The organism is Litoreibacter sp. JB4-2 (assembly GCF_055693445.1).
In genome coordinates, this window is the sequence record NZ_CM146334.1 from 1852001 (window position 1) to 1876343 (window position 24343).

Below are 24343 nucleotides of genomic sequence, written 5' to 3' on the forward strand. Positions count from 1 at the left end.
TGGAACAGAAGGAATGCTCATTTGAAACTTTTGAAGCTCGCAAGTGCAGCTTGCATCGCATTCGTAACGGCTACATCAAGTTTCGCTGCAACTTTGGATTTCGGCTTTTCCTTTTCGGATGGGTTCGTGGATGTTTTCGGAACAATTTCTGGCCTATCCGACGACACCAACGATCAGGCCGCCACCGCGATCACGGTGTCTTCCGTCGCATTTGGGTTGGATACAGTACAGTTCCTAACTGTCCCTACCAGCGTAACAAATAACGCGTTCTCGGTTGTTGATGGCCAGATCACGTCCGCAAGTTTTTCAGCCAATGTAGTCAACAGCACACCACTACCAGGCAGGCTTTCTTTGACACTTGGGTTCGGCCCCACCGAGATTGAACGCTTCGGTGCGCTGCAGGCAACTGACTTAGCCGGCTCACTACTTTTCAGTGCAATTGAGAATGGTGGTGATGGACCATTCGATTCTGGCCCCCCACAGCTGCCGACTGTTCCATTGCCAGCCGGTGGAATTTTACTCGTCAGTGGTTTGTTTGGTCTTGGTGCCTATCGAAAGGCAGCAACAAGGCGAACCACCAAACTTTAGGTATGACAGTTATGGTCGGAACGGGCTCACAGGAGACCTTCGTTGCACTTCATTCGAATGACGGCTTCTGAAAATTTAGGAAAGTCATCCTCTATGTCTCTGTGTTGAAAAGACTAGGTGCAGTCATTCTTCCCTGATCGTCCCTATTAATTCTCTGATATCAAAATAAAATTCCCTGCTAACGAACTTAGGGAAATCGCGTCCAAGGCGCTGATTTTATTGTAGTAAGCTGGGCAATTGAGTCGGATATCAGCCAAATCGGCAATTTTCCCTGTAAATTCCCTAAAAACAGGGAATTGGTAGTCGAGACTGGTTAGCTTGGAACTGCGCGCACAGCCAACCACCGCTTAATGTGACGTCTGGTGAGAGTTGGCAATTTTGCCGGGCAAGAATGGAAATTTCATCATTTTGGGTGAGTTTGGGAGCCTTCCGTTTACAGAAGTGGCCCATTTGTTAGTTTCGAAAAGTTGCCCCAGAACAGTGCAGCCAGTCGGTCTTCGATTCGGCACCCAGGGCGGAAAGCGGACCTTAGCGGCGCTCGCGAATTTTAAGGACAGCACCTGCGCATGCGGACATTGGCGAAAGAGTCGACGCGCGATCGGACGGGCGCATGGGCGTTGACGGACTGGGCTGGAGTCGGTCATTTTGGCTTAAAAGCTACTCTTCAGAAGCAAGTGCTCGCCCGAGGAGCCTTGAGACAATAAGTGTTGTTTTTGAAAAGGGAGCCTTTCGATCGACCTGCCGTCAATTTAATCCAACACATAAACAGCTAGTTTCTTTTGGCCCGTCCTAGGCGAACAACACTGGGTTCATAGATTGACTGTCGGATGCTTAAGTTGGTCGACAATTGGTTTTGACGTGCTCTAAAACGATGCGCGTGTGTGGAGCAAGCGGTCGGCAAGAACTGCGGCGGATGTGCGGTTGTCGACGCCCATTTTCTGGAATACCTGCTCAAGATGCTTGTTCACTGTTCGCGCGCTTAGCGCGAGGATGGCACTTATGTCGCGATTGGTTTTACCGAGTGTGAGCCAGTACAACACCTCTGCCTCGCGCGCCGTGAGGTTGAAGGCGCTCTGCAAGAGATCGCCGCGGGTGGGGCCATCTTCAACAACAAGTTTGATCAAAATCTCCCGCGTGGCGGAAAGCCCCATGAAGTGAGCGACGACACCATCGCCTATATGTGGGCTGATCTCTGAGACGGGCCGCGCGACACAGTTGAGCAGCCAAGCCAATAAATCTGGGGAATTAAGGTTAAAGTCGCTGCTTTCCAATAATTTCATTGCGGTCTTGGAGCCCCAGACAAATTCTGCACCCTCGTCGAAAGCGAGGACCGGTCGTTCAAAGGCGTCAATCGCCTCTCGTGCGCTTTGAAGCATGCGGGAGTTTACGACGTGGGTGCTGAGGCGAGCAATCATTTCCTCTATCACCACAGGTTTGGTGATGTAGTCCACGCCGCCCGCTTGCAGGCCTTTGACCACATGTTCCTGATCACAAAGCCCTGTCATGAATATGATCGGAGCCAGGGTCGGGTTGGGCCCAGATTTGAGCCTGCGGCATGTCTCGAACCCGTCGATATCGGGCATCAGAGCATCCATGAGGATGACATCTGGCTGCACCCGGTGGGTTAGCTTGATGGCCGAGTGTCCGTCGCGCGCGACCAATACGGTCATGCCTTGCGCCTCTAGCGCGCTTGAGACCATCCCCAGAGAATCCGGGTTGTCGTCGACGACGAGCGCGATGCTTTTATCCCCTGTTTCAAGCGTCTTCATGGTGATCCTCAAGCAGGCGCGCGAGGCCCTCCAAGTCGAATTGTTCCAAACAGGCATCGAGGGCGCGCATCAGCGACACCGGCCCAACGCCTGCTACTCGCAGATCATCAAGGGCTGCACGAAGCGCGCTAGCATGGCCGATCTCTGCGGCATCAAGCAGGGTCTTGCGCTCGTTTCCAGTGAGGCTTCTGAGGACGGGAGCCGCCTGATTTTTGTCGATGATCAGCTTGACTTTGAGCAGCTCGGCAATTTGCAAAAGAAGCTCGTCCAGATTGTAGGGTTTGGCGAAAAACGCGTCATGCAGACCGATTTCGGTGCGGTGCAGACCTTCCTCATTGGCGTGGCCGGAGATCATGATGATGGGGGTGTTTTGGTGGCGACCCGCACGTAGGTCGCGCGCGAAGCTCCAACCATCGCGACCTGGCATATCTATATCGAGCAGCAGGATGTTTGGGACCGCGTCCCCCAACATCGTTTCCGCCATATCAACAGAGGAAGCGCAGAGGACGACGAAGCCGTATTTGGTCAGGAAATTTTCAGCTAGCGCAAGGTGGTTGAAATCGTCATCGACCACCAGAATCGTTTTGCGCGGGCCCTCATAGCCGTTGATGGGCAGGGCATTGATTTCGAGTCCCATAGTATCGGGGTCGAATACGCTTGGCGTAACGGAAGGTAGCATCAGGCGGACGCGGAAGGTGCTACCGACGCCGACTGCGCTTTCAACGTCGATTTCGCCCCCTAGTATTTCGACCAACAGCTTGGTGATTGTTAGACCAAGTCCGGAGCCTTGGATGTCACGACGTTCCCCCCGTTCAAAGGGGCGCCAGATGCGATCAATATGCTCAGGCGCGATGCCGATACCAGTGTCGGCGACTTCGATGATCGCGACCTCGTTGCGATAGGTCAGCTTGAATGTCACCGCGCCTTCCTCGGTGTAGCGGATCGCGTTTGAAAGCAGGTTGATGATGATCTGGCGCAGGCGCTTTTCGTCAGAGCGGACGAAAGCTGGCAGAAGCCCTTCGGTGCGCAGTTCGAAATTGATGCTCTTTTTGTGCGCCTCTTCCTCGAAGATCGAGGCCACCTGTGCCAGCAAGACCCGCAGATTGATCTGGTCACGCATAATCTCCAGCCGTCCGGCTTCGATCCGGGCGATATCAAGCAGACCGTCAATCAGCCCGGCAAGATGCTCGCTGGAGCGGCGGATGCTGGTCAGTGAGGGACGCCAATTTTCCAGATCCGCGTCTTTTTCGAGAAGTTGAGCGAAACCGTAGATCGCATTTAAAGGCGTGCGCAGCTCATGGCTGAGACCTGACATGTAGCGCGTCTTGGCTAGATTTGCCGCCTCAGCTTTGTCCTTTGCTTGTTGCAAAGCGCGGTCGGTGCGCTCATGGGCACGGATTTCTTTTAGCAGGCGCTCAGTCTGGCGTTCTGCCTCCGCCGTCGCATTTCGGCGGCTTTCACCGCTGAGAAGGTACATCCACACAGAAATGCCAATAACGATACTGACTGTGCCAAAGATTACCGTCAGAACGCCGTCGAAATTGGGGGCATTTGCAAAGTTGCGCACGAGGCCAAGCACAGCGCCGAAGGCCAGTGAGATCACAATTGTTGCAATTACGAAATGCGCGTGTCGCGTCATCAGCGCGCGCGCAACTTGGGCCGGAAGGTAGGAAAATAACCAGTTCTTGACGACGTAGTCGATCCTTGCATGCGGCTTACACACATCATGGCACGCGGTCTCCAACGTGCAGCAGAGCGAGCAAATCGGGCCAGCATGGAAGGGGCAATTTGCCATATCCTCGGCATCGAAGCGGAATTCGCATACGGTGCAGGAGTGCAATTCGGGGATAAGGTCTTCGCTGGGCCGCGCGATGTAGTATTTGCCCCGCGTGGCCCAAGCGAGAATTGGGGCAAGCACAAATGCCGATCCAAGCGCCACGAAAGAGGAAAAAGCCTGTAGCATCGGGCCAAAAACGCCGCCGTAGGACAAGAACGCCAAAAGGCAGGCAGCAAGCATAGAGCCGATGCCAACTGGGTTGATATCATAGAGGTGAGCACGCCGGAACTCGATACCTTTGGGGCTGAGGCCTAGCGGTTTGTTGACAATCAGATCGGAAACTAGGGCGCCAATCCAAGCAACGGCGACGTGCGAATAGACACCCAAAACATGCTCGAGTCCGGTGAAGACGCCCAACTCCATCAACATCAGCGCGATGCAGACGTTGAAGACCAGCCAGACCACGCGGCCCGGGTGAGAGTGGGTCAGCCGCGAGAAGAAATTCGACCAAGCGATTGATCCCGCATAGGCGTTGGTGACGTTAATCTTGAGCTGCGACAAGATCACGAAAAGCCCTGTCAGCGCGAGCACTAGGAAGGGCGAATTGATCAGCTGGTCAAATGCCACATGATACATGCGGGTCGGGTCGGAGGCGTCCTCACTCGGCACACCCTCCCGAATGGCGAGCGTGACGAGGTAGGAGCCCGCAACCATCTTCAGCACACCCAGGATCGACCAGCCGGGCCCCGCAGCAAGCAGGGCAAGCCACCATTTGCGTTTCTCTGACGTCGTCTTGGGTTCTTTCAGAAACCGCAGGAAGTCCACTTGCTCCCCGATTTGCGCGACGAGCGAGAAAACCACGCCCGAGGCCGCACCAAACATCAAAAGCCGGGACGCGTCGGAGGCTTCCTCTGGCCCGGAAAACGATGTCCAATTGTCGATATCATAGCCTGCGAAGGCCAGAAAAACGAAAGGCAGAATATGCAGAAGGACCCAAAGCGGCTGGGTCCAGGTTTGAAAGGTCGAGATCTTTGAAAACCCGTTGATCACAAGCGGGATCACCACCAGAGAGCTTGCCACATAGCCAAAGAAAAGCGGCACCCCGAGAGTGAATTCCAACGCCAAAGCTAGGATCGCTGCCTCCAGTGCGAAGAATATGAAGGTGAAAGACGCGTAGATCAGAGATGTCAGCGTTGATCCAATATAGCCAAAGCCCGCCCCCCGGGTCATGAGGTCAATGTCCAGCCCGTAGCGCGCGGCATAGTAAGAGATCGGCAAGCCCGTCAGAAAAAGCAAAGCACCCACCACCATAATGGCAACAATCGCGATATCGAACCCGTAGGTCAGCGTGATCGCCGCGCCGATGGCTTCCAGCGCTAGGAAAGAGATTGACCCGATGGCGGTGTTGGCCACCCGGCCATAGCTCCAACGGCGCGCGCGCCGCGCGGTGAAGCGCAGGGCGAAGTCCTCCATCGTTTCATTGGCGACCCAGCGGTTATAAGTCCGCTTCTCGCGCGTTGCCCCGAGCGCCCTAACCATTGTGGTGTCCTTATATGCGAGCGCATTTCGCAAGTTCGGACCGTGCCGGTTCTTGCGCCCCAAATGCCCCCATTAAGCGTGCCCACAACCCTACTGCGCAAAACGCGCAGGCATATACGTCAATTGACGTATACAGCGTCGCCGTGATCGCCCGGATGCTCATTCGTGGGGGGCGAGCCAGAATCGCCCATTCTTTAAGCGCTTTGCGAAGGAGGCGATATGTCAGACGAGACACCAAAGAAGAGATCCACAGGGTTAAGCCGGCGTGAGGTTCTAGCCGGGGGCACAGCGCTCAGCGCGGCTTTGTTCTTGCCCAAAAACCTCAAAGCCGCTGATTTCCCAACGGCTGAGATCAACACTACCGGCTTGGCCGTGACCGATGACACAGTGACTATCGGTATTCTACATTCTGTCACGGGTACGATGGCGATTTCTGAGACGGGTTCTGTTCAAGCTGAGAAACTCGCGATTGACCAAATCAACGCACAAGGCGGCATCCTTGGCCGCAAGATTGAATATATCCAAGAAGACGGCGCGTCGGATTGGCCGACATTCGCCGAGAAAGCCCGCAAATTGCTGGTCAATGACAAGGTCGCGTCCGTTATGGGCTGCTGGACATCTGCCAGCCGCAAGGCCGTCCTTCCTGTCTTCGAGCAGCATAACGGCTTCCTATATTACCCGACCTTTTATGAGGGCCTCGAAGAAAGCCCCAACGTCATTTACACCGGCCAAGAGGCCACGCAGCAGATCATCGCGGGCCTTGACTGGGTCAACCAGACCAAGGGCGCGAAGAGCTTCTACTTGCTGGGCTCCGACTACATCTGGCCGCGCACGTCCAACAAAATCGCGCGCAAGCATATCGAGAACTTCATGGAAGGCTGTAAGGTCGTGGGCGAGGAATATTATCCGCTGGGCCATACGCAGTTTAACTCGGTCATCAACAAGATCCGCCTGCGCAAGCCTGATGTGATTTACGCGATTGTCGTGGGCGGCTCGAACGTGGCCTTCTACAAGCAGCTGATCGCGGCGGGGATTGATCCGGCGGCAGAAAAGCCCATCGTTCTGACTATTTCCGTAACCGAGGACGAAATCCGCGGCATTGGCGGCGAGAACATCGAAGGCGCATATGCCTGCATGAAGTACTTCCAGTCGCTTGAAAATGAGAACAACCTCAAATTCGTGGAAGAATTCAAGAAGATGTGGGGCGATGACATCGTGATCGGCGATGTGACACAGGCTGCATATCTCGGTCCATGGCTGTGGAAAGCGGCTGTTGAAAAAGCCGGTAGCTTTGACGTGGACAAGGTACGCGAGGCGTCACCTGGCATCGAGATGACCACGGCGCCCGAGGGCTACGTCAAAGTGCATGAAAACCACCACTTGTGGTCCAAGACCCGCGTCGGACGCGCGCAGGCGGATGGCCAATATGAGGTTGTGTTCGAGACCGCAGAGCTGGTTGAGCCGGATCCGTTCCCGGAAGGCTACCAATAAGTCCCTGCTGATGGACGACCCGGTGCCAAGTCGGGTCGTCCTATCTCACATCCATTACCTTTTGCCCGTTAGGAGCCGTCCGTTATGTTTGCCGATTACTCATGGCCAGAACTTGGCGCGATTTTCGCAATGCAAGGCTTTGCTGGCCTGATCCTTTTCTCCGTCTTCGTGCTGATGGCGCTTGGTCTGGCAATTATTTTTGGACAGATGGGCGTCATAAACATGGCCCATGGGGAGTTCATGATCCTCGGCGCATATGTGACCTATCTCCTTTCGAACTTTTTTGCTGACTACATGCCGGCACTTTTCAGCATCTACTTCTTTGTTGCCATGTTTTTTGCCTTCATCGCCTCAGGGGCGTTGGGGTTATTTGTTGAATGGGCGATCATCCGGCATCTCTACAAACGCCCCCTCGACACGCTTCTCGCAACCTGGGGCCTCAGTCTCATTTTACAGCAGCTGTACCGCAGCATCTTTGGCGCCCGAGAGGTCGGTGTGTCTATTCCCGACTGGATGATGGGATCGCTACCGCTCACAGATCTGATCGAAATTCCCATCAACGGAATCTTTGTCATGGTGCTGGCGATCGGCATCTCAGTAGGCGTCTATATCATGATGTTCCGCTCAAACTGGGGCAAGCAGGTGCGCGCGATTAACCAGAACCGGGTGATGGCGGGCGCTGTTGGTATCAACACCGAATGGACCGACCGGCTGACCTTTGGCATCGGATGCGGGGTCGCTGGGGTTGCGGGTTCTGCCTTCACGATGATCGGCTCAACCGGGCCGACCGCAGGTCAGCTTTACATTGTCGATACATTCCTTGTGGTTGTCTTCGGCGGAGCGGCCTCGCTTCTGGGCACGATCGCCTCAGCCTTCTCAATCTCTCAGGCGCAATCAATCATGGAGTTCTTCCTGTCCGGCTCAATGGCGAAGGTTCTGACGCTGCTCGTAGTGGTCGGCATCCTGATGATCCGCCCGCAAGGCCTGTTTGCCATGAAATTGCGTAAGTAAGGGAACCCGCTCAAATGACACGTTCTTCTTTCATGTCCCGCAAAGAGCTGATCGGCTTTCTGATCCTAGCCGCGGTGATCTTCTTACTGCTGCCGGCCATGCTCGATAGCTTCCGTCTCAACCTCTTTGGCAAATACCTCACCTACGCTTTTGTGGCAGTCGGGCTGGCGCTGTGTTGGGGCGCAGGAGGCATCTTGAGCCTCGGCCAGGGCGTCTTTTTCGGGCTCGGTGGCTACTGCATGGCGATGTTTCTCAAGCTTGAAGCCTCGACGCCGGAAAATACCGCAATCCAGTCCACCCCGGGCATCCCTGATTTCATGGATTGGAACCAGCTGACCGAGCTGCCTGTGTGGTGGCAGCCCTTCTACAGCCTGCCTTTGGCGCTTCTGGCCGTGGTAGCGGTGCCGGTCGTCTTCGCTTTCATCATCGGATTTGCGATGTTCACACGGCGGGTTGGCGGCGTTTACTTTGCTATCATTACCCAGGCCTTCGCCGCGATCCTGACGATCCTGATAATTGGGCAGCAGGGCTACACGGGCGGGGTCAATGGGATCACAGACCTGCGGACCTTGCTGGGCTGGGACATTCGCACCAACGAGGCCAAGACAACGCTTTACTTCGTCAACGGTGTGCTGCTGTTCGCAGTGCTTTTGATCGCGCAATATGTGCGCAAGTCCAAGCTTGGCCGACTGCTGATTGCGATGCGTGATCAGGAGGATCGCGTCCGGTTCTCCGGCTATAACGTGGCCAACTTTAAGATCTTCATCTTCTGCCTCGGTGCCGCCTTTGCAGGGATTGGCGGGGCTATGTTCACGCTGCAGGTGGGCTTCATGTCGCCGACGCTCGTGGGGATCGTTCCGTCGATTGAGATGGTGATCTTTTGCGCTGTCGGGGGGCGTTTGTCGATCCTTGGCGCCGTTTATGGCGCGCTCCTGGTCAACTGGGCCAAAACCTCGTTCTCCGAGGCCTTCCCCGAGCTTTGGCTCCTTGGCCTGGGCGGGCTGTTCATCGCGGTGGTGATGTTCTTTCCGAACGGCTTGGCCGGGCTGTGGTCAGAAAAGATCGAGCCGCGCCTGATGAAGCGGTTCCAGCGCCCCGAGAGCGACACCCTAAAACCCGTCACCGAACGCGCACCAGCGGAGTAACCTATGTCCGAGCAAATGATAATTGAGGTCGAGGACCTCACCGTTTCCTTCGATGGGTTCAAGGCAGTCGACGCCCTCAACCTCTATGTCGAGAAAAACGCCTGCCATGTCATCATAGGCCCCAACGGCGCGGGCAAAACCACGGTGCTGGACCTGATCTGTGGACGCACCAAAGCCACAGGCGGCAGCGTGAAGTTCAAAAACAAAGAACTTCTGTCCATGCGCGAGGACCAGATCGTGCATGCAGGCGTTGGACGAAAGTTCCAAACCCCCAGTGTCTATGAGGACCTTACAGTCTCCGAAAACCTGGAGCTGAGCTATCCGAAAGGCCACAGCGTCTTTGGTGCCTTGATTTTCCGCAGAGACGACCCGGTACAAACGCGGATTCAGGAGATTGCTGAGACTATTTTCCTTGCGGATTTGCTCGACGAGAAAGCGGCCTTCCTCAGCCATGGCCAAAAGCAATGGTTGGAGATCGGGATGCTGCTGATCCAGGACCCCGAATTGTTGATGCTGGACGAGCCGGTCGCCGGCATGTCGGTGGCCGAACGCAAGAAAACGGCGGAGCTTCTGAACCGCATCATCCAGGACCGCTCCGTCATCGTGATTGAACATGACATGGGCTTCGTAGCCGACATCGCCACCCGCGTCACCGTGCTGCATCAGGGCAAAACGCTCAGCGAAGGCTCAATGGAGCGGGTGCAGAACGATCCCAAAGTCGTCGAAGTCTATCTGGGCCATTAAGGAGAGCCGCTATGCTGAATGTTCAATCCCTGCGTGCCTCTTATGGCGAAAGCGAGGTGCTTCATGGCCTCGATCTTGATGTGAAGCCCGGCGAGATTGTCGCCATAATGGGCCGCAACGGTATGGGAAAAACAACGCTGATGAAAACGCTCATGGGCATCATGCCTGAGCGCGGCGGAGAGGTCCGGGTGGGCGATACCACTTTGACGGGTCTCAAATCCCACCAGCGCGTCGCCAACGGGATCGCCTACGTGCCGCAGGGCCGGATGATCTTCTCGGCAATGACAGTGAAAGAGAATGTCGAGACGGGCCTGACGGTCACCGGGCAGAAAACCGTGCCTGATGATATCTATGAGCTGTTCCCCGTGCTGTTGGAAATGAAGAACCGGCGCGGCGGCAACCTGTCAGGCGGACAACAACAACAGTTGGCCATTGCCCGCGCATTGGCATCTAACCCGAAGGTTCTTTTGCTCGATGAACCGACGGAAGGCATTCAGCCGTCGATCATTCGGGAAATGGCTCGCACCTTGCGCAAAATCCGCGACCAAAAGGGTTTGAGCATCATTGTCTCAGAGCAGGTGCTTAGCTTCGCGCTGGACGTGGCGGACCGCGTCATGGTGATCGAGAACGGCCGCTTCGTTCACGACAGCCCGCGCGACAGCGTCGACGAGGCCAAGGTCACAAAATTCCTATCCGTATAACCAACTCAAGGAGGAGCCAGCTATGGCTGATACATTGATCTCGGTGGATTTATCCGAGAGCCCCCACACAAACGAGAACATTCACAACCGGTGGCATCCCGATATCCCGATAAATGTCTGGGTTGAGCCGGGCGATGATTTCAAGATCGAGACCTACGACTGGACCGGCGGGCAGATCAAAAACGATGATGACGCCTCTGACGTGCGCGATGTGGAGTTGGAGCAGGTGCACTACCTGTCGGGCCCAATCGGGGTGAAAGGTGCGGAGCCCGGTGACCTGATGGTTGTCGAAATCCTTGATATCGGTGCCAAGGAAGACATGCTTTGGGGCTTTAACGGCTTCTTTTCCAAGAAAAATGGCGGCGGCTTCCTGACCGAGCATTTCCCTGAGGCACAGAAATCCATTTGGGACATCGACGGTATGTTCACCAAGTCGCGCCACGTGCCCGGCGTGAAATATGCAGGGCTTATTCATCCCGGCCTCATCGGATGTCTACCAGATCGCAAAATGCTCGATATGTGGAACACGCGGGAGACCAAGTTGGTGAACACCGACCCTGAGCGTGTTCCACCACTGGCCGCCTTGCCCAACACGCAAAGCGCGCATATGGGCGCCATGAAGGGCGAAGAACGTGACGCCGCTGCTGCCGAGGCAGCGCGCACAGTGCCTCCGCGCGAGCATGGTGGAAACTGCGACATCAAAGACCTGAGCCGCGGTGCGGTTTGTTATTTCCCTGTGTATGTCGACGGTGGCGGCCTTTCGATGGGCGACCTGCATTTCAGCCAAGGCGACGGGGAGATTACCTTCTGTGGCGCAATCGAGATGGCGGGTTGGCTGCACATCAAGGTGACGCTGATCAAGGAAGGGATGACGAAATACGCGATCCGCAATCCGATCTTCAAGCCATCACCAATTACGCCCAAATACGATGACTACCTCATTTTCGAAGGCATTTCGGTCGATGAAAGCGGGGAGCAGCATTACCTCGATGTCCACGTGGCCTATCGTCAGGCCTGCTTGAATGCGATCGAGTATCTCAAGAAATTCGGCTACTCGGGAGCACAGGCTTACGCGATTTTGGGAACAGCACCGGTGCAAGGACATATTTCCGGTGTTGTGGATATTCCAAATGCATGTGCGACGCTCTGGCTGCCTAATGACATTTTTGAGTGGGATATGATGCCCAATGCGACCGGACCAAGTACCTATCTCGACGGTTCTGTTGACATACCATTGGCCCCAGACTTGTAGAACTAGCTCAGTCCGGCCCTGTTTCTCCCGCCGAAGCAGCAATCGGGGAAAATTGGGGCCGGGCGCCTAATCCACCTGTCACCAAGAAAGAGGAGCAGAAATGCCCGTCTATGAATATAACTGTGTCGATTGCGGCGTGTTTGAAGAGATGATGCCGATGAGCCAGTTTGCCGATCCCTGCGATTGCCCGGCCTGCGGCACCAAGGCGCCACGTATCTTGCTGACTGTTCCGCGCCTTGCGGCTATCTCCAGCACCGCGCGCCATGCGCATGAAACCAATGAGCGCTCCGCTGATAGTCCCAAGCGCAGCAGTCACGGACCCAATTGCGGGTGCTGCGGCGGGGGCTCAAAAAAGCCAAGCAAGACGCTGCACCACCCGAATGGGTCAAAAAGCTTTCCGACGAAACGGCCTTGGATGATTTCTCACTGAAGCTCCGGTCGCAACCTATTGGCGGTCAAAAAAAGTAATTGTGGAACGATACATATCGGTGTCCGCCCCTTCTTACGACTGCGTTGAACCGCAGTTTAGTTATGCCGCTCCGCGGCGAAATGATCGCGGCTGGATGTCTCCTTTGGGCCGCTCATGCCGGTCAAATTTCGCTCGATGTTCACAATGCTGCGCCAGCTCCGAGGTCGGCAACGTGCCCATTTTTCCGGATGCAGCACGGCGCATGAATGTCAGCAATGCGATCCAGTTACTATTGCTGAGGCTGAAAGTCTTTGCTTGCTAGCAACGCCGCTGCGCCGATCATAAGTGTGCCGCAAATCTTGTTCACCAAGCCAAAAGAAAAACGCCTTAGTGCCGTTGCGGCTCGGACCCCAAGCCATCCCCAGACCAGCAAAATTGCTCCGTCTACGACTAGGTAAGTGACACCTAAGATCAGAAGCTGGGGCAGCGCAGGTGATGTCGGGTCGATGAATTGGGGAAAGAGCGCTCCGAAAAAAACGACAGCAAAAGGGTTTGCCATCGACGTCACAAAGCCCTGACGAAACAACCGAAACGATTGGCCGGATTCAGCTGCGGCGACACGCCAGGGGCGGCGATGCGATCAATCGTTTGGTCCGGCGAAGCGTCCCCCGACAGGCCAGCTTCATCGTCAAAGCTGGGCAGCGCGATATCCGTGATGGCGAAAAACTGCGCCATGGCGGCACGGGTGGCGTCCGGTGAGGCCCACAGCCTTGTCCGGACGTTCGGATCGAACGAGATGTAGGTCCCCCGTGTTGCGAGCGGTCTGAAGCACGTGGGCGAGCCGTTCCCGGCGCCCGTCGCCCAAGATGCCCAGCGTGATGCCCGACACATTGATCAGACCGGCACCCGATAAAGCGCGGTCTAGCCAGATTTCGACTTGAGCCACATGCCGCGCGGTGGATGCATCGCGCCAATAGTTAAAACTGCGTTCGGCCTTTTCCAGGTCGATCATGTAAAGACCCATGGTGCGGTCCGGGTCGTGGGCCACGTAGGCGGTCTCGATCCCCTTCTGCTGAAGCAGGTCTATGAAGCTGTCAGAGATCGCATCCGCACCAACCCGCGTGACATAGCCGACGTCCAATGCGGCGTTTGGGATCTGCGCCATATGCCAGGCCGTGTTGAAAGTGTCGCCCGCAAAGCCGCGGCGGTAGGTGTCTTCGCCGATGACGGCCATTTCGATCATGGCCTCGCCCACGGCCAAGACCCGGTTTGAGGGGAAGGTCAGCATTCTGGGGGCTTGTCCTTTGAGTGGAAGATGTCGCCGGTCAGCCATGCGGGCCAATCCCGTTCAAAGAATGACCGGGCGCCGTCGTGTTTACGATTTTCGCGGGACGATACGGCAAATTGGCCGCCGTCATAGGTGACGATCAATTGCTGGTCCTTGTCTGCGGCGCGCTCCGCGCGGAAGCGGGCGTCTGCTATGGGACCTTTGACGGTGTCGGGCAAGGCATCGCCTTTTGGGTCACAGATCGCCCGCGCGCCACGGCTGCCGCCGCCTTGTGTGATATAGGTGTCGAGGGCGCAGAGCACCGCCTCGGACGCCAAGGCCATCTGCTGCCATTGCACCGTCCGCGCGGCCTCTGACGGGCGGGATGCAGCGATGCCATGTTTTTTGATTTGGGCGTTCAAAGTGCGGGCCTCGGCGAGGGCTTTTGCGACATCGGAGGCAGTGCAGAGGATGCCGGCGTGCTCGCTCATCCGGGCCTGAACGTCGGAGCGGACGTCTTTGACGGAGAGAGGGCTGGCGGTGGTGAGGACGGTTTGAAGATGTTGGACAGCATCTGTTGCGGGCGGGGTCGTATCGTTGGCCCAAACGGGTGCGCCACTGGCACCGATATGTTCTGCCACGCGCGTGCCGAACACCTGCCCGGCATTGAGCGCGGACCCACCGGGCCGGGTCGCGCCATGGGTGCCCGCAGCCTCACCGACCGCGTAGATGCCCGACACATTGCTGCGCCCCCATGTGTCGACGGCGATCCCGCCATTCATGTGCTGGTGATTGACCGCGAACTCCAGCGGGTCTGTCGTGATGTCGACCTTGTAGCGTTGGTAAAGCTCGATCGCGAGCGGGTTCATGTGGCGTAGCCGGTCGATGGGCAAGGCGTGATCTGCCCCGGCATTTTGCAGGTAAGACGCGACGTCTTCGTCCAGCCGATCAAGGCTGAAGTCCTGATCAATCGGCAGCGAGTTGCGGTTGAAATCCATAAAGACCCGCCGCCCAACTTGCCCTTCGCGGAAGATCGCCAGATCAATCAGGCTGGATTGGAAGTCGAGCATCCGGCTTGCGTGAAATGGCCATTGATAGCCTTTGCGAAAGATGTTGGAGGCCATCTCTTGGGTGGTGCGGTAGTAGCCCGCGAGGAAATGGTGCTCAGTGCCCTCAGCATCGACCGAATAGATATGCGGGATGACCTGCACGTACGTCCCCGACAGGTTCCACGGGAACCCTTCGCGGCGGGTGCCGATGCCGAATTGGTTTTCGGTGATATTGGTGAGCTCCAGCCCCGCCTCAAGCGCGAGACCAAGGGTGCCGAAACAGCCGTTGGGGAACACGCTGTCGCGGTAAAGCTCGCCCGGTCCGCCTGCGGCCAGAACGAGTGCAGAGCAGGCATAGATGGTGAGGCCGTAGGGGTTGGTGTCGGTGCTGTCTTTAGAGCGGATTGCGAGCACGCCGCAGACGCGGCCTGCGTCTTTCAGCACCTTCACAACCGTCGTTTGATTGAAGAACGGGATGCCAAGGCGGAGCGCTTCTTCGGCCAGAACCTTGACCATCAGGCGGGAGGTGCGCGGCCCGCAGGACGTGGCGCGGCCGACCTCATCGTGGTCGGTCTGGTAACGCAGCGTGCCGCCCAAGTGGTCTTGCGGCAAGGGCAGTCCGAGGTATTGCAGCGACGCCATGGCGCGGATTGACCCGACCGCTTCGATATAGGCGGTGTCTTCGTCCATCGCGCCGCCCGCGCCGATGGCTGCGGCCATATCAAGGAAGTCGTCGCCTTGATCCATGGTATTCGCCGTGTGCAGGGTTTGCTTGTCGGATCCCGAACAGGCGGAGGTGCCGCCCCACGCGCTTTGGCTCAGGATCGCCGTGTCCACGCCCCTGCGGTTCATCTCGACAGCGGCGCGCAGGCCTGCGGCCCCGCTGCCCACGACAATCGCGCCGGTGCGGTGCAGGGGAATATCGAAGCCGTTTATGGTCAGCGTTTCGGCGGCATCGGGTTCAGCCCCAAGGCGCGGCATCGCCACGTCGGTAAGATCGTCCAGAATGTGTTGCGGGACTGAGAGGGCCACGGGCGTCTTCCTTTGCTGGCGTTAGATATTGACCCAAGCGCGCTGGTCCGAAGACGTCATGCAGGCGTCAACGATCTGGCAAATGTGGTGGCCCGTCTCGAATGTGGGCCACATGGGCGTGGACGTGGTGATCGATTTAATGACCTCGGCCACTTCGATGATTTTGCTTTCATTGTAGCCCAGCGCAAAATTCGGCAGCGGCAGGAACGCCCCATAGGTCGGGTGTTCCGGGCCCACGTCGATTTCACGGAAACCACGACGTCCGCTGGGATCGTCGCCTGAATAGAAGCGCAGGCGGTTCACCTCGTCGAAGGTGTAGGCGAGGCTGCCTTTGGTGCCATAAACCTCATAGGTCTGCATGAATTTGCGGCCCGTCGCGACGCGGCTGAAATCGATCAGCCCTTTGGCACCATTTTCAAAGGTACACAGGATGTTGGTTCCATCGGCATTGGTGATCTCGCCCCATTTGGTGTCCTTGGTTACGGCGGGCGCATCGTCGCCATAGCCCAAACCCTCGACGATGGGGCGTTTTGGCGTCGTGATATAGCTGTCGGCAATAAGGGACGACACGCGCCCGACCAGAAACTCCATAAAGCTGAACACATGGCTGCCAGTGTCGCCAATGATCCCGGTGGGCGCGAGGTCCCCATCGGCGCGCCACATGTAAGGGGCCAAGGGGTCGCCGTAGATGTCGATATGCTGGCAGGCCTTGAACAGTTTGATCTCACCGATTTCGTCAGCCTCGATGATCTCTTTCGCGCGGTCGTGGATCGGGTTGCGCGGGAAGGCGTGGCCGACGCGGGTGATGACACCTTTCTCTCGGGCAATGTCGGCCAGTTCACGGGCTTGGCTCGCGGTGTCGGCCAGCGGTTTTTCGCAATAGACGTGCTTGCCAGCCAGCAGAGCGGCCTTGGCGACCTCGTAATGCAGATTGTCCGGCAGGCAGATATCGATCAGGTCGACATCGGGGTCGTTCACCGCATCTTCCCAACGCGCCAAGATTTTGGCACCGGGGGCGCGAAAGGCGAGCTCCTTTTCTGCAGCCAGGTTTCTCGTGACAAGGGCGGCAACACGGGCGGTTCCGCCCTCCGCCCCCAAAAAGTGTGGGAAGGTTTGATAAGCCATGGTGTGCACCTTGCCCATCCAGCCCGATGCCCCAAGGACGGCTACATTTACTACGGTCATTCAGAGTTCCTGTTCATTTTGTTTCCCGCCGCTGGAGGCTCGCACGACAAGCCGCACAGGGCTGCGCGCGGTCGCGGGCGGCACGACGCCGTCCTTAATCCAAGCCACGATTTGATCGGCGGTTGAGGCTGCGAACCCCGGGATGTCGCAGCTGATTGAGGTGAGGGGCGGATAGCTGTCCTGCCCGTCTTCGATGTCATCAAAGCCCACAACCCGCAGGTCGGACCCCGGCTTTATGCCCAGTTCCGGGCAGGCCGACAGAACCCCCAAGGCGACAAGGTCGTTAAAGCAAATCGCGCCGTCGACATCGGGAAACTCTTCTTTCAACCTGACCGCCAACGACTTGCCAAAGGCGCGAGTGGCCTGACCTGTCAGGATCAAAGGCTCCAGCCCGCGTTCGCCTAAAACAGACAAGTAGCCTTGCATCCTTTCGCGGGTCACCGGGCGGCCTTCCAGACCACCGAGGAAGGCGATTTTCTGGCATCCCTGTGCGATTAGATGTTCTACCGCCAAGCGCCCGCCGCGCAGATAATCCGGCGCCAGAAAGGGATAGGTCCCTTCGGCCCGTTCAAGGGTCCGGAACACCTGAAGCGTTGGGGTGTTTGCGGCGTCCAGGACCGCGAGCGTTTCGGCTTCTTCCCCGTAGCTGGGGGAGATGATGAAGCCGGACACGCCGTGTTCCACCAGCGATGAAATCATCTGGCTTTGCAGCTTGGGGTCTTCATCGCTGTTGGCCAGCACGGTCGCAAAACCGGCTTTCGCCAGCTCCATCTGAAAGAGCGCTGCAAATTCGGTGAAGAACGGGTTGCGCAGATCGTTGATCACGAGCCCGATCAACCCGGAACTGGATGAGCGCAGTGTCGCGGCGGACCGGTTATAGACGTACCCGATATCGGCCATGGCCTTGCGCACGGATTTGCGCGTCTCTTCTTTCACCGAGGAACTGCCCTGCAAAACAAGGCTGACCGTGGATTTTGACACCCCGGCTTGCTTGGCCACATCTAGGATGGTTGGACGCTGTTTCATGCTGGTTCCTCGGTTGATCACGGTCAGGTCACCCTAGACGTCCAGATCGAGAACCAAAATGCCATCTATGCCGCCGACCGCATTCGCGACAAGCTGGCCGCCCAGCGCCTTATGCTCTTCGTTGTCGGCGTAGGTTTTCAAGGCGTCCCAACTGTCGAAGTCGATAACAAAACCATGCATATAGCCGCGTTCGATCTGTTCGGGGCTTTCGGACCGTCCGCCGGTGAACCCACCCGCACCCGGCAGCTTTTCAGACAGCGCTGACAGGCCGTCATAAATGCCGGTGATGGTGTCTTCGGAGGTTTCGGGTTCGAATTTGGTTAGGACGATATGTCGTATCATAGTGTCATTCCTTGATCTTGTTTGATCATGTCGGCGGCCTTTTCGCCGATCATGATGGAGGGGGCGTTGGTGTTGGACGAATTGACATTCGGCATGACCGAAGCATCGGCCACGCGCAAACCGTCAATTCCATTGAAACGCAGACGCGGGTCCAGAACCGCGGCGTCATCACTGCCCATGCGGCAGGTGCCCGCGCAATGGTGCGAGGTTTTGGAGTGGACGCAGATGAAGTTGAAATAGTCTTCGTCCGTCTTCACATCCGGCCCCGGCAGCCGTTCGGCCAGGATGTATTTGCTGAGTGCGGATTGGGACAGAATGTCCTGCACCAGTCTTAGACCCCGGATCGACATTTCGCGATCATAGGGGTCAGACAGGTAGTTGGGGTCAATCAACGGCATGTCCTTTGGATCAGCGCTTTGCAATCGTACCGATCCGCGAGATCGTGGGCGCAGGTGACAGGCATTCAGCGTCACGCCGCCATTGGGCATCGCCTCGACCCCTGCCTCAATCCCGGTGCCAAGCCCAAGGTGCATTTGAATATCGGGGGAGCGGGCGTTTTCATCCGCGTACCAGAACCCGCCGGTTTCAAAGAGGCTGGAGGCGACAGGCCCTTTGCGGGTGAAGACGTATTGCAGCCCGGCCAATGCTGACAGGTGCAGCTTGGCGTAGCGGTCATAGGTGTGCGGGCCGGTGACCTCGCAGATGGCATAGAGGTCCAAATGGTCTTGCAGGTTTGCCCCGACATTGTGCTGGTCATAGACCACGTCGATGCCAAGGCTTTGCAGGTGATCAGCCGGGCCGATGCCAGAGAGTTGCAGCAATCGGGGGGAGCCTATGGCACCCGATGACAAGATCACTTCGCGGTCTGCGGTGATCTTGGTGCCATCGGCCATCTCAACCCCCGTGGCGCGGCCATGTGCGACCAGAATGCGTTTGACCTGCGCGTTCATTTGAATGGCTAGGTTCGGGCGCCCGCGCGCTTGCCCCAGAAACGCCATTGCCGCCGATGACCGCCGCGCGTGTTTTTGGGTCAGTTGATAGTATCCTGCCCCGTCTTGCCGATCCCCGTTCATGTCGGTGTTTTTAGGAATTCCCAGCCGTCCGGCGGCCTCAACGAAGGCATCACAAATCGGCAGAGGTGCGGCGGGCTGTGACACGCCCATCGGGCCGCCTTTTCCGTGATAGCGACCTTCATAGGTATCGTTGTCTTCGGATTTCTTGAAGTAGGGCAGGACTTCTTCATAGCTCCACCCGTCGCAGCCCATTTGCCGCCATTCGTCGTAATCCTGCGCCGCGCCGCGCGTGTAGATTTGGGCGTTGATGGCAGACCCGCCGCCGATGACCTTGGCCTGCGTGTAGTTGAACACCTTGTTTTGCATCGTCTTTTGCGGTGTGGTCGACCAGCCCCATGACCCGATGCCTTTGGTCATTTTGGCAAATCCCGCGGGCAGGTGGAAAAACGGGTGGCGGTCGTTGCCGCCTGCCTCAAGCAATAAAACTCGCGCGCTTTTGTCTTCGGATAAGCGCGCGGCAAGGACCGATCCGGCTGACCCGCCGCCGATAATGATGAAGTCGTATCCTTGGGACATCAGGCGGCAAGCTCCGTCTCGGTGATGTGGCGCCCGGCACGCAGGGCGAGGGCGGCGATTGTTAGCGCGGGGTTCACCGCGGCCGATGTCGGCAGGACCGATGCATCGACAATAAAGAGGTTGGGGTGATCATGGCACCGGCAATGATTGTCCACCACGCTTTTGGCCGGGTCCTGCCCCATCCGCGCGGTGCCGCATTGATGCGAGGGCGTACGCCGGTCGAAGGGTTTCGAGATCACGATGGGGAAACCCGCCTGCCGCAGCTTGGATTTGAGCATCTTTACGAGTTGTTCATGGGCTGCCCAATTGGACCGCTGCCAGTCCAGTTTGATTTGCCCGTTATGGATCGTGACCCGGCTGTCGGGGTTCGGCAGGTCTTCGGACATGGCGTAAAAGTCAAAGCTGCGGGCGGCGATGACATTGGCCAGCCAGCGGGGCAGCGAGGAGTTTGCGGCCATGATGGCCCCGGTGATTTTGCCCAGCATTTGGATGTTCCCCAATGGGGGTAGATCGTCCGTAGCCAGATAGAAATCGTTCAGCATCAAGGTCTTTTGATAGACGCCGCGGTTCTTTCGCAACGGGTGCAGCGCCAGGACGGCGGAGCAATTGTGGTTCATGAAGTTCCGGCCGACCTGATCGGACCGGTTGGCAAGGCCCGTCGGGTAAGTCTCATTCGCTGAGCGCAACAAAAGAGCCGCCGTTTGAACAGCCCCTGCGGCGATGATGACGAGGGGCGATGTGATGGTTTCTCCCTGCGAAAGACGAACACCGGCGACGCTACCCGTTTCGTCCACATCAATTGCCTCAACCGGGCAACCTGTGCGCAAGGTCACGTTCTTGTGGCGCAGCGCGACTGCAAGCCCGCCCGTTTCGGCGTCCATTTTGCCGGAACCGGTGTTGGGATAGGCGTCCCATGTTGTCTGCCCACCGGACAACCAAGCTGTAAGGTCCACACCCAAAGGGATGGACGACGGGCGCAGGCCCACGCGGGTGAGACGTTGGCGCAGCTCTGCTACATCCGGCTCATCGGGGACGGGCGGATGGGGGTAGGGCCCGGAATGATAAGGCTCCGTCGGGTCATCCGCCGCAGTGCCGCGCACTTGGTAGAGGTCTTCGGCGGCTTGGTAGTCGGCCTCAAGCTCAGAATAGGTGATGGGCCAGCCGGGCGTTGTGCCGTCACTATGCGCGACCGGCCCGAAATCCGCCTCGCGGTACCGGATCAGCGCAGCACCGTAAAATTTGGAGTTGCCGCCGACGTTGTAGTAATTGCCCGGATTGAACGGCTGATCGGCCCCGTCCAGCCAGAGCTCATCAGGGCGAAAGGCACCATCCCGAAAGACTGCGTCTGGATCGCGGTCCTTGGGTGAAGGGCGCAAATGCTTCCCCCGCTCAAGGATCACGATCCTGCGCCCTGTCGGGGCCAAGGCGGCGGCCAGCGTCGCGCCGCCCATGCCAGAGCCGATGATGATGACATCCGCGTCCATCAGGGCACGATACGCATTTCTGTTTCGGGATCGAAGGCCACGGCTTTTTCCATGTTCACCGAGAACCTGAAGTCCGCGCCGGGGCGCACATCCGCGTCCGAGCGCATCCGCGCAATCACGTCTTTGCCGCCCAAGGTCATCGTCACAAAAGTGTCGGAGCCTGCGGGTTCTGTCACGGTGATCCGGTTGGTCATCGGTGCGATGTTGGAGGACTTGCGATCTGCCGCGTCTTCATCGGTGATCGTCTCGGGCCGGATGCCCAACATGATGTCGCGCCCGTCCCATGCGGCAAGATTGTCTTGGCTGAAGGGCAATGTGGTGCTCGTCCCGTCATGCAGCGCGACCACGGCAACCGGTTTGCCATCTTCCAGCGCGACCTTTGCGGGCACCACGTTCATCGCAGGCGATCCCATGAACGTCGCCACAAAAATATTGGCGGGGCTGTCGTAGATCTCTTGCGGGGTGCCCAGCTGCTGAACATAGCCGCCATACATAACCGCAATCCGAGTCGACAGCGTCATCGCCTCGATCTGGTCATGGGTCACGTAAACGATGGTGGTCCCTAGTTTCTGGTGCAGCTTCTTGATCTCGGTCCGCATATCAACACGCAGCTTGGCATCCAGGTTGGACAGCGGTTCATCAAACAGGAACACATCCGGGTCGCGCACCAGAGCGCGGCCCATGGCCACCCTTTGCCGTTGGCCGCCGGACAACGCGCCGGGCTTGCGATCCAGCAATTGTTCGATTTGCAAAAGGCCCGCCACGTCTTTCATAGCGGTCTCACGCTCTGGCTTCGGCACACCATGCATCTCAAGCCCAAATGTGATGTTCTGGCCCACGGTCATGTTGGGGTAAAGCGCGTAGCTTTGGAACACCATCGCGATGTTGCGCTTTGACGGGTGGACCCCGTTCATCACCTGATCCTTGATGCGGATCTCTCCGCTGCTGATCTCCTCCAGCCCAGCGATCATGTTCAACAGGGTGGACTTGCCGCAGCCTGATGGCCCGACGAGGACCAGAAACTCCCCTTCTTCTACTGAGATGTCGACCTGATGCAGAACCTCAACCGCGCCGTAGGACTTGGTGGTATTGTCGATGTCGAGAAAGCCCATGTGATTATCCTTTCACAGAACCCGCCATCAGACCGCGCACAAAATAGCGGCCCGCGACGATGTAGACGAGCAGGGTTGGAAGAGCGGCAAGGATCGCGCCCGCGAAATGGACATTGTATTCCTTCACGCCGGTTGATGATTGCACAAGGTTATTGAGGGCGACCGTCATTGGCTGGCTGTCCGCCCCGGCAAAGGACGCGCCAAACAGGAAGTCGTTCCAGATGTTGGTGAATTGCCAGATGATCGAAACCACGGCGATAGGCCCCGATGATGGCAAAAGGATGCGCCAAAAGATCTGGAAGAACCCTGCGCCATCGATCTGTGCTGCGCGAATAAGCTCGGTCGGGAAGACGGCGTAGTAGTTGCGGAAATAAAGCGTCGTGAACCCGATCCCGTAGACCACATGCACCAGCACCAGCCCCCAAGTTGTGCCTGCGACGCCCATCAGGCCCAGCATCCGCGCCATCGGGATCAGCACGATCTGGAATGGAATGAAGCAGGCAAAGAGCATCAGACCAAACAGGATCGTGTCACCGCGAAAGCGCCATTTGGTCAGCACATATCCGTTGAGCGCGCCCAACACGGTCGAGATGACAACAGCAGGCACGACCATCTTGATCGAGTTCCAGAAATAGGGCTGCAAACCAGTTGGATCGACACCGATCTGGGCGGAGGACCATGCCTTGGCCCAGGGTTCCAGCGTGAAGGCTTGCGGCAGGTTCATCATGCCGCCGCCTGTGATCTCATCCAGCGGTTTCACCGAATTGATGACCATCACGTAAAGCGGCAGCATGTAGAACAGCGCGAACAGCAGCAGGACAAGGTAGATCAGCGTGCGCGTGACGCGACCTGTGCGGATCGCTGTATCTTGGGTGGCGACAGACATTACTTTTTCTCCCGCAGTTCGGCGTAAAGGTAAGGGATCATGATTGCCGCGATGGTCATCAGCATGATCGTGGCAGAGGCGGCACCGATGCCCATTTGATTGCGGCTGAACGTGTAGGAATACATGAACGTGGCGGGCAGTTCTGTCGCCCGCCCGGGGCCGCCGCCTGTCAACGCAATCACAAGGTCAAAGGTCTTGATCGCCAAGTGGCTGAGGATCACGAAGGCGGAGAGAAACGCGGGCCGCAGTTGCGGGATGATGATCCGGCGGTAGAGGTTCCAATTGGACGCGCCGTCCATCTGGGCCGCTTTCAGGATCTCGTTATCGATTCCACGTAACCCCGCAAGGAACATCGCCATCACAAAGCCGGACGTCTGCCAGACCGCAGCCAGAACAACCGTGTAGATGGCGAAATCCCGGTTCTTGATCCAGTCGAATTCAAAACTAGTCCAGCCCCAGGTTTGGAGCACGTTTTCCAGTCCGATGCCCGGATCCAGAAACCACTTCCACGCAGTACCCGTGACGATGAACGACAGCGCCATCGGGTAAAGGTAAATGGTGCGGATCACGCCCTCTGCCCGGACTTTCTGATCAAGGAAAATTGCGAGGCTCAGACCAAGCACCGTGCAGATTGAGATATAAAGCGCTGCGAAAATCCCCATATTCATAAGGGAGATTTTCCAATGGCTCAGACGCCAGAGCTTGGAATAGTTTTCCCAGCCGACCCACTCATAGGAGGGCAGCAACCGGCTGTCGGTAAAGGACAGGTACACCGAGAAGATGATGAACCCGTAGACAAAGACCAAAACCATGGCCAGCGACGGTGACAGCACCAGTTTTGGCAGCCAGGATTGAAGCCGCGTTTTGAAATCCACGTCGACAGCATGTGCCATAACGCGCCCCCTTTAGGCTGGGTGATAGAGAAGGTTGGGCACGGCAGGGCGG

21 protein-coding genes are annotated in these 24343 nt (G+C 57.5%); 8 read left to right on the forward strand and 13 right to left on the reverse strand.

Annotation, left to right across the window (positions count from 1 at the left end; genetic code table 11):
- The first annotated feature begins 21 nt into the window (after positions 1-21).
- Complete coding sequence (locus ACZ1G7_RS09225) at positions 22-588, forward strand: hypothetical protein (RefSeq protein WP_472663521.1); 567 nt, start codon at positions 22-24, stop codon at positions 586-588.
- 863 nt (positions 589-1451) lie between these two features.
- On the opposite strand, the gene ACZ1G7_RS09230 is transcribed toward ACZ1G7_RS09225, so the two are convergent.
- Together ACZ1G7_RS09230 and ACZ1G7_RS09235 are read right to left on the reverse strand one after the other, a co-directional pair.
- Entirely contained in the window at positions 1452-2357 is a 906-nt protein-coding gene (locus ACZ1G7_RS09230; protein ID WP_472663522.1) for a response regulator, read from the reverse strand.
- Entirely contained in the window at positions 2344-5673 is a 3330-nt protein-coding gene (locus tag ACZ1G7_RS09235; RefSeq protein ID WP_472663523.1) for a hybrid sensor histidine kinase/response regulator, read from the reverse strand. The genes ACZ1G7_RS09230 and ACZ1G7_RS09235 overlap by 14 nt, the downstream gene beginning before the upstream one ends.
- A gap of 219 nt (positions 5674-5892) precedes the next feature.
- Here ACZ1G7_RS09235 and urtA point away from each other — a divergent pair, with 219 nt between their 5' ends.
- The 7 genes from urtA to ACZ1G7_RS09270 all read left to right on the forward strand — a co-directional run bounded on the left by urtA (position 5893) and on the right by ACZ1G7_RS09270 (position 12447).
- A complete protein-coding gene (gene urtA, locus ACZ1G7_RS09240; RefSeq protein WP_299605266.1) occupies positions 5893-7164 on the forward strand; it encodes an urea ABC transporter substrate-binding protein in 1272 nt (423 codons plus the stop codon).
- 84 nt (positions 7165-7248) lie between these two features.
- Positions 7249-8175: an urea ABC transporter permease subunit UrtB gene (urtB, locus tag ACZ1G7_RS09245; RefSeq protein ID WP_472663524.1), complete on the forward strand. Its 927-nt coding sequence runs from the start codon at positions 7249-7251 to the stop codon at positions 8173-8175.
- A gap of 14 nt (positions 8176-8189) precedes the next feature.
- Positions 8190-9320: an urea ABC transporter permease subunit UrtC gene (gene urtC, locus ACZ1G7_RS09250; RefSeq protein WP_472663525.1), complete on the forward strand. Its 1131-nt coding sequence runs from the start codon at positions 8190-8192 to the stop codon at positions 9318-9320.
- 3 nt (positions 9321-9323) lie between these two features.
- The gene (gene urtD / locus ACZ1G7_RS09255; RefSeq protein ID WP_472663526.1) at positions 9324-10064 is read left to right on the forward strand and encodes an urea ABC transporter ATP-binding protein UrtD; all 741 of its coding nucleotides are present in this window, start codon (positions 9324-9326) and stop codon (positions 10062-10064) included.
- An 11-nt stretch (positions 10065-10075) separates the two neighbouring features.
- On the forward strand, positions 10076-10765 hold the full coding sequence (gene urtE, locus ACZ1G7_RS09260; RefSeq protein ID WP_472663527.1) for an urea ABC transporter ATP-binding subunit UrtE: 690 nt from the start codon (positions 10076-10078) through the stop codon (positions 10763-10765).
- Positions 10766-10787: 22 nt separating this feature from the next.
- A complete protein-coding gene (gene fmdA / locus ACZ1G7_RS09265) occupies positions 10788-12017 on the forward strand; it encodes a formamidase (RefSeq protein ID WP_472663528.1) in 1230 nt (409 codons plus the stop codon).
- 100 nt (positions 12018-12117) lie between these two features.
- Positions 12118-12447, forward strand: a complete 330-nt coding sequence (locus ACZ1G7_RS09270) for an FmdB family zinc ribbon protein (RefSeq protein ID WP_472663529.1) — start codon at positions 12118-12120, stop codon at positions 12445-12447.
- 268 nt (positions 12448-12715) lie between these two features.
- Here the strand turns inward: ACZ1G7_RS09270 and ACZ1G7_RS09275 are convergent, their stop codons facing one another.
- The 11 genes from ACZ1G7_RS09275 to ACZ1G7_RS09325 all read right to left on the reverse strand — a co-directional run bounded on the left by ACZ1G7_RS09275 (position 12716) and on the right by ACZ1G7_RS09325 (position 24291).
- Complete coding sequence (locus ACZ1G7_RS09275; RefSeq protein ID WP_472663705.1) at positions 12716-12985, reverse strand: LysE family transporter; 270 nt, start codon at positions 12983-12985, stop codon at positions 12716-12718.
- A gap of 129 nt (positions 12986-13114) precedes the next feature.
- Positions 13115-13714, reverse strand: coding sequence for a PfkB family carbohydrate kinase (locus tag ACZ1G7_RS09280; RefSeq protein WP_472663530.1), 600 nt, complete (start codon positions 13712-13714; stop codon positions 13115-13117).
- A complete protein-coding gene (locus ACZ1G7_RS09285; RefSeq protein ID WP_472663531.1) occupies positions 13708-15774 on the reverse strand; it encodes an FAD-binding protein in 2067 nt (688 codons plus the stop codon). The genes ACZ1G7_RS09280 and ACZ1G7_RS09285 overlap by 7 nt, the downstream gene beginning before the upstream one ends.
- Positions 15775-15795: 21 nt before the next feature.
- Positions 15796-16959: a Gfo/Idh/MocA family protein gene (locus ACZ1G7_RS09290; RefSeq protein WP_472663532.1), complete on the reverse strand. Its 1164-nt coding sequence runs from the start codon at positions 16957-16959 to the stop codon at positions 15796-15798.
- The gene (locus ACZ1G7_RS09295) at positions 16960-17985 is read right to left on the reverse strand and encodes a LacI family DNA-binding transcriptional regulator (RefSeq protein WP_472663533.1); all 1026 of its coding nucleotides are present in this window, start codon (positions 17983-17985) and stop codon (positions 16960-16962) included.
- 33 nt (positions 17986-18018) lie between these two features.
- The gene (locus ACZ1G7_RS09300) at positions 18019-18327 is read right to left on the reverse strand and encodes a Dabb family protein (protein WP_472663534.1); all 309 of its coding nucleotides are present in this window, start codon (positions 18325-18327) and stop codon (positions 18019-18021) included.
- Positions 18324-19916 (reverse strand): GMC family oxidoreductase, encoded by a 1593-nt coding sequence (locus ACZ1G7_RS09305; protein ID WP_472663535.1) that lies wholly within the window; start codon positions 19914-19916, stop codon positions 18324-18326. Before ACZ1G7_RS09305 ends, ACZ1G7_RS09300 begins: the two co-directional genes overlap by 4 nt.
- Positions 19916-21400, reverse strand: coding sequence for a GMC oxidoreductase (locus ACZ1G7_RS09310; RefSeq protein ID WP_472663536.1), 1485 nt, complete (start codon positions 21398-21400; stop codon positions 19916-19918). Before ACZ1G7_RS09310 ends, ACZ1G7_RS09305 begins: the two co-directional genes overlap by 1 nt.
- Positions 21400-22512 carry an ABC transporter ATP-binding protein gene (locus tag ACZ1G7_RS09315; RefSeq protein ID WP_472663537.1) on the reverse strand — a complete coding sequence of 371 codons (1113 nt, stop codon included), beginning with the start codon at positions 22510-22512 and terminating at the stop codon, positions 21400-21402. The genes ACZ1G7_RS09310 and ACZ1G7_RS09315 overlap by 1 nt, the downstream gene beginning before the upstream one ends.
- Before the next feature lie 4 nt (positions 22513-22516).
- Positions 22517-23398, reverse strand: coding sequence for a carbohydrate ABC transporter permease (locus ACZ1G7_RS09320; RefSeq protein WP_472663538.1), 882 nt, complete (start codon positions 23396-23398; stop codon positions 22517-22519).
- The gene (locus ACZ1G7_RS09325; protein WP_472663539.1) at positions 23398-24291 is read right to left on the reverse strand and encodes a carbohydrate ABC transporter permease; all 894 of its coding nucleotides are present in this window, start codon (positions 24289-24291) and stop codon (positions 23398-23400) included. Before ACZ1G7_RS09325 ends, ACZ1G7_RS09320 begins: the two co-directional genes overlap by 1 nt.
- Positions 24292-24343: the final 52 nt, after the last annotated feature.

Coding starts and splice junctions, on each gene's coding strand:
- fmdA (WP_472663528.1), top strand. CDS start 10,788: ATGGCTGATACATTGATCTCGGTGGATTTATCCGAGAGCCCCCACACA.
- ACZ1G7_RS09270 (WP_472663529.1), top strand. CDS start 12,118: ATGCCCGTCTATGAATATAACTGTGTCGATTGCGGCGTGTTTGAAGAG.
- ACZ1G7_RS09310 (WP_472663536.1), bottom strand. CDS start 21,400: ATGGACGCGGATGTCATCATCATCGGCTCTGGCATGGGCGGCGCGACG.
- ACZ1G7_RS09280 (WP_472663530.1), bottom strand. CDS start 13,714: ATGCTGACCTTCCCCTCAAACCGGGTCTTGGCCGTGGGCGAGGCCATG.
- ACZ1G7_RS09235 (WP_472663523.1), bottom strand. CDS start 5,673: ATGGTTAGGGCGCTCGGGGCAACGCGCGAGAAGCGGACTTATAACCGC.
- ACZ1G7_RS09315 (WP_472663537.1), bottom strand. CDS start 22,512: ATGGGCTTTCTCGACATCGACAATACCACCAAGTCCTACGGCGCGGTT.
- ACZ1G7_RS09320 (WP_472663538.1), bottom strand. CDS start 23,398: ATGTCTGTCGCCACCCAAGATACAGCGATCCGCACAGGTCGCGTCACG.
- urtB (WP_472663524.1), top strand. CDS start 7,249: ATGTTTGCCGATTACTCATGGCCAGAACTTGGCGCGATTTTCGCAATG.
- ACZ1G7_RS09275 (WP_472663705.1), bottom strand. CDS start 12,985: ATGGCAAACCCTTTTGCTGTCGTTTTTTTCGGAGCGCTCTTTCCCCAA.
- urtE (WP_472663527.1), top strand. CDS start 10,076: ATGCTGAATGTTCAATCCCTGCGTGCCTCTTATGGCGAAAGCGAGGTG.
- ACZ1G7_RS09300 (WP_472663534.1), bottom strand. CDS start 18,327: ATGATACGACATATCGTCCTAACCAAATTCGAACCCGAAACCTCCGAA.
- ACZ1G7_RS09305 (WP_472663535.1), bottom strand. CDS start 19,916: ATGTCCCAAGGATACGACTTCATCATTATCGGCGGCGGGTCAGCCGGA.
- ACZ1G7_RS09230 (WP_472663522.1), bottom strand. CDS start 2,357: ATGAAGACGCTTGAAACAGGGGATAAAAGCATCGCGCTCGTCGTCGAC.
- urtA (WP_299605266.1), top strand. CDS start 5,893: ATGTCAGACGAGACACCAAAGAAGAGATCCACAGGGTTAAGCCGGCGT.
- ACZ1G7_RS09290 (WP_472663532.1), bottom strand. CDS start 16,959: ATGACCGTAGTAAATGTAGCCGTCCTTGGGGCATCGGGCTGGATGGGC.
- urtC (WP_472663525.1), top strand. CDS start 8,190: ATGACACGTTCTTCTTTCATGTCCCGCAAAGAGCTGATCGGCTTTCTG.
- ACZ1G7_RS09325 (WP_472663539.1), bottom strand. CDS start 24,291: ATGGCACATGCTGTCGACGTGGATTTCAAAACGCGGCTTCAATCCTGG.
- urtD (WP_472663526.1), top strand. CDS start 9,324: ATGTCCGAGCAAATGATAATTGAGGTCGAGGACCTCACCGTTTCCTTC.
- ACZ1G7_RS09295 (WP_472663533.1), bottom strand. CDS start 17,985: ATGAAACAGCGTCCAACCATCCTAGATGTGGCCAAGCAAGCCGGGGTG.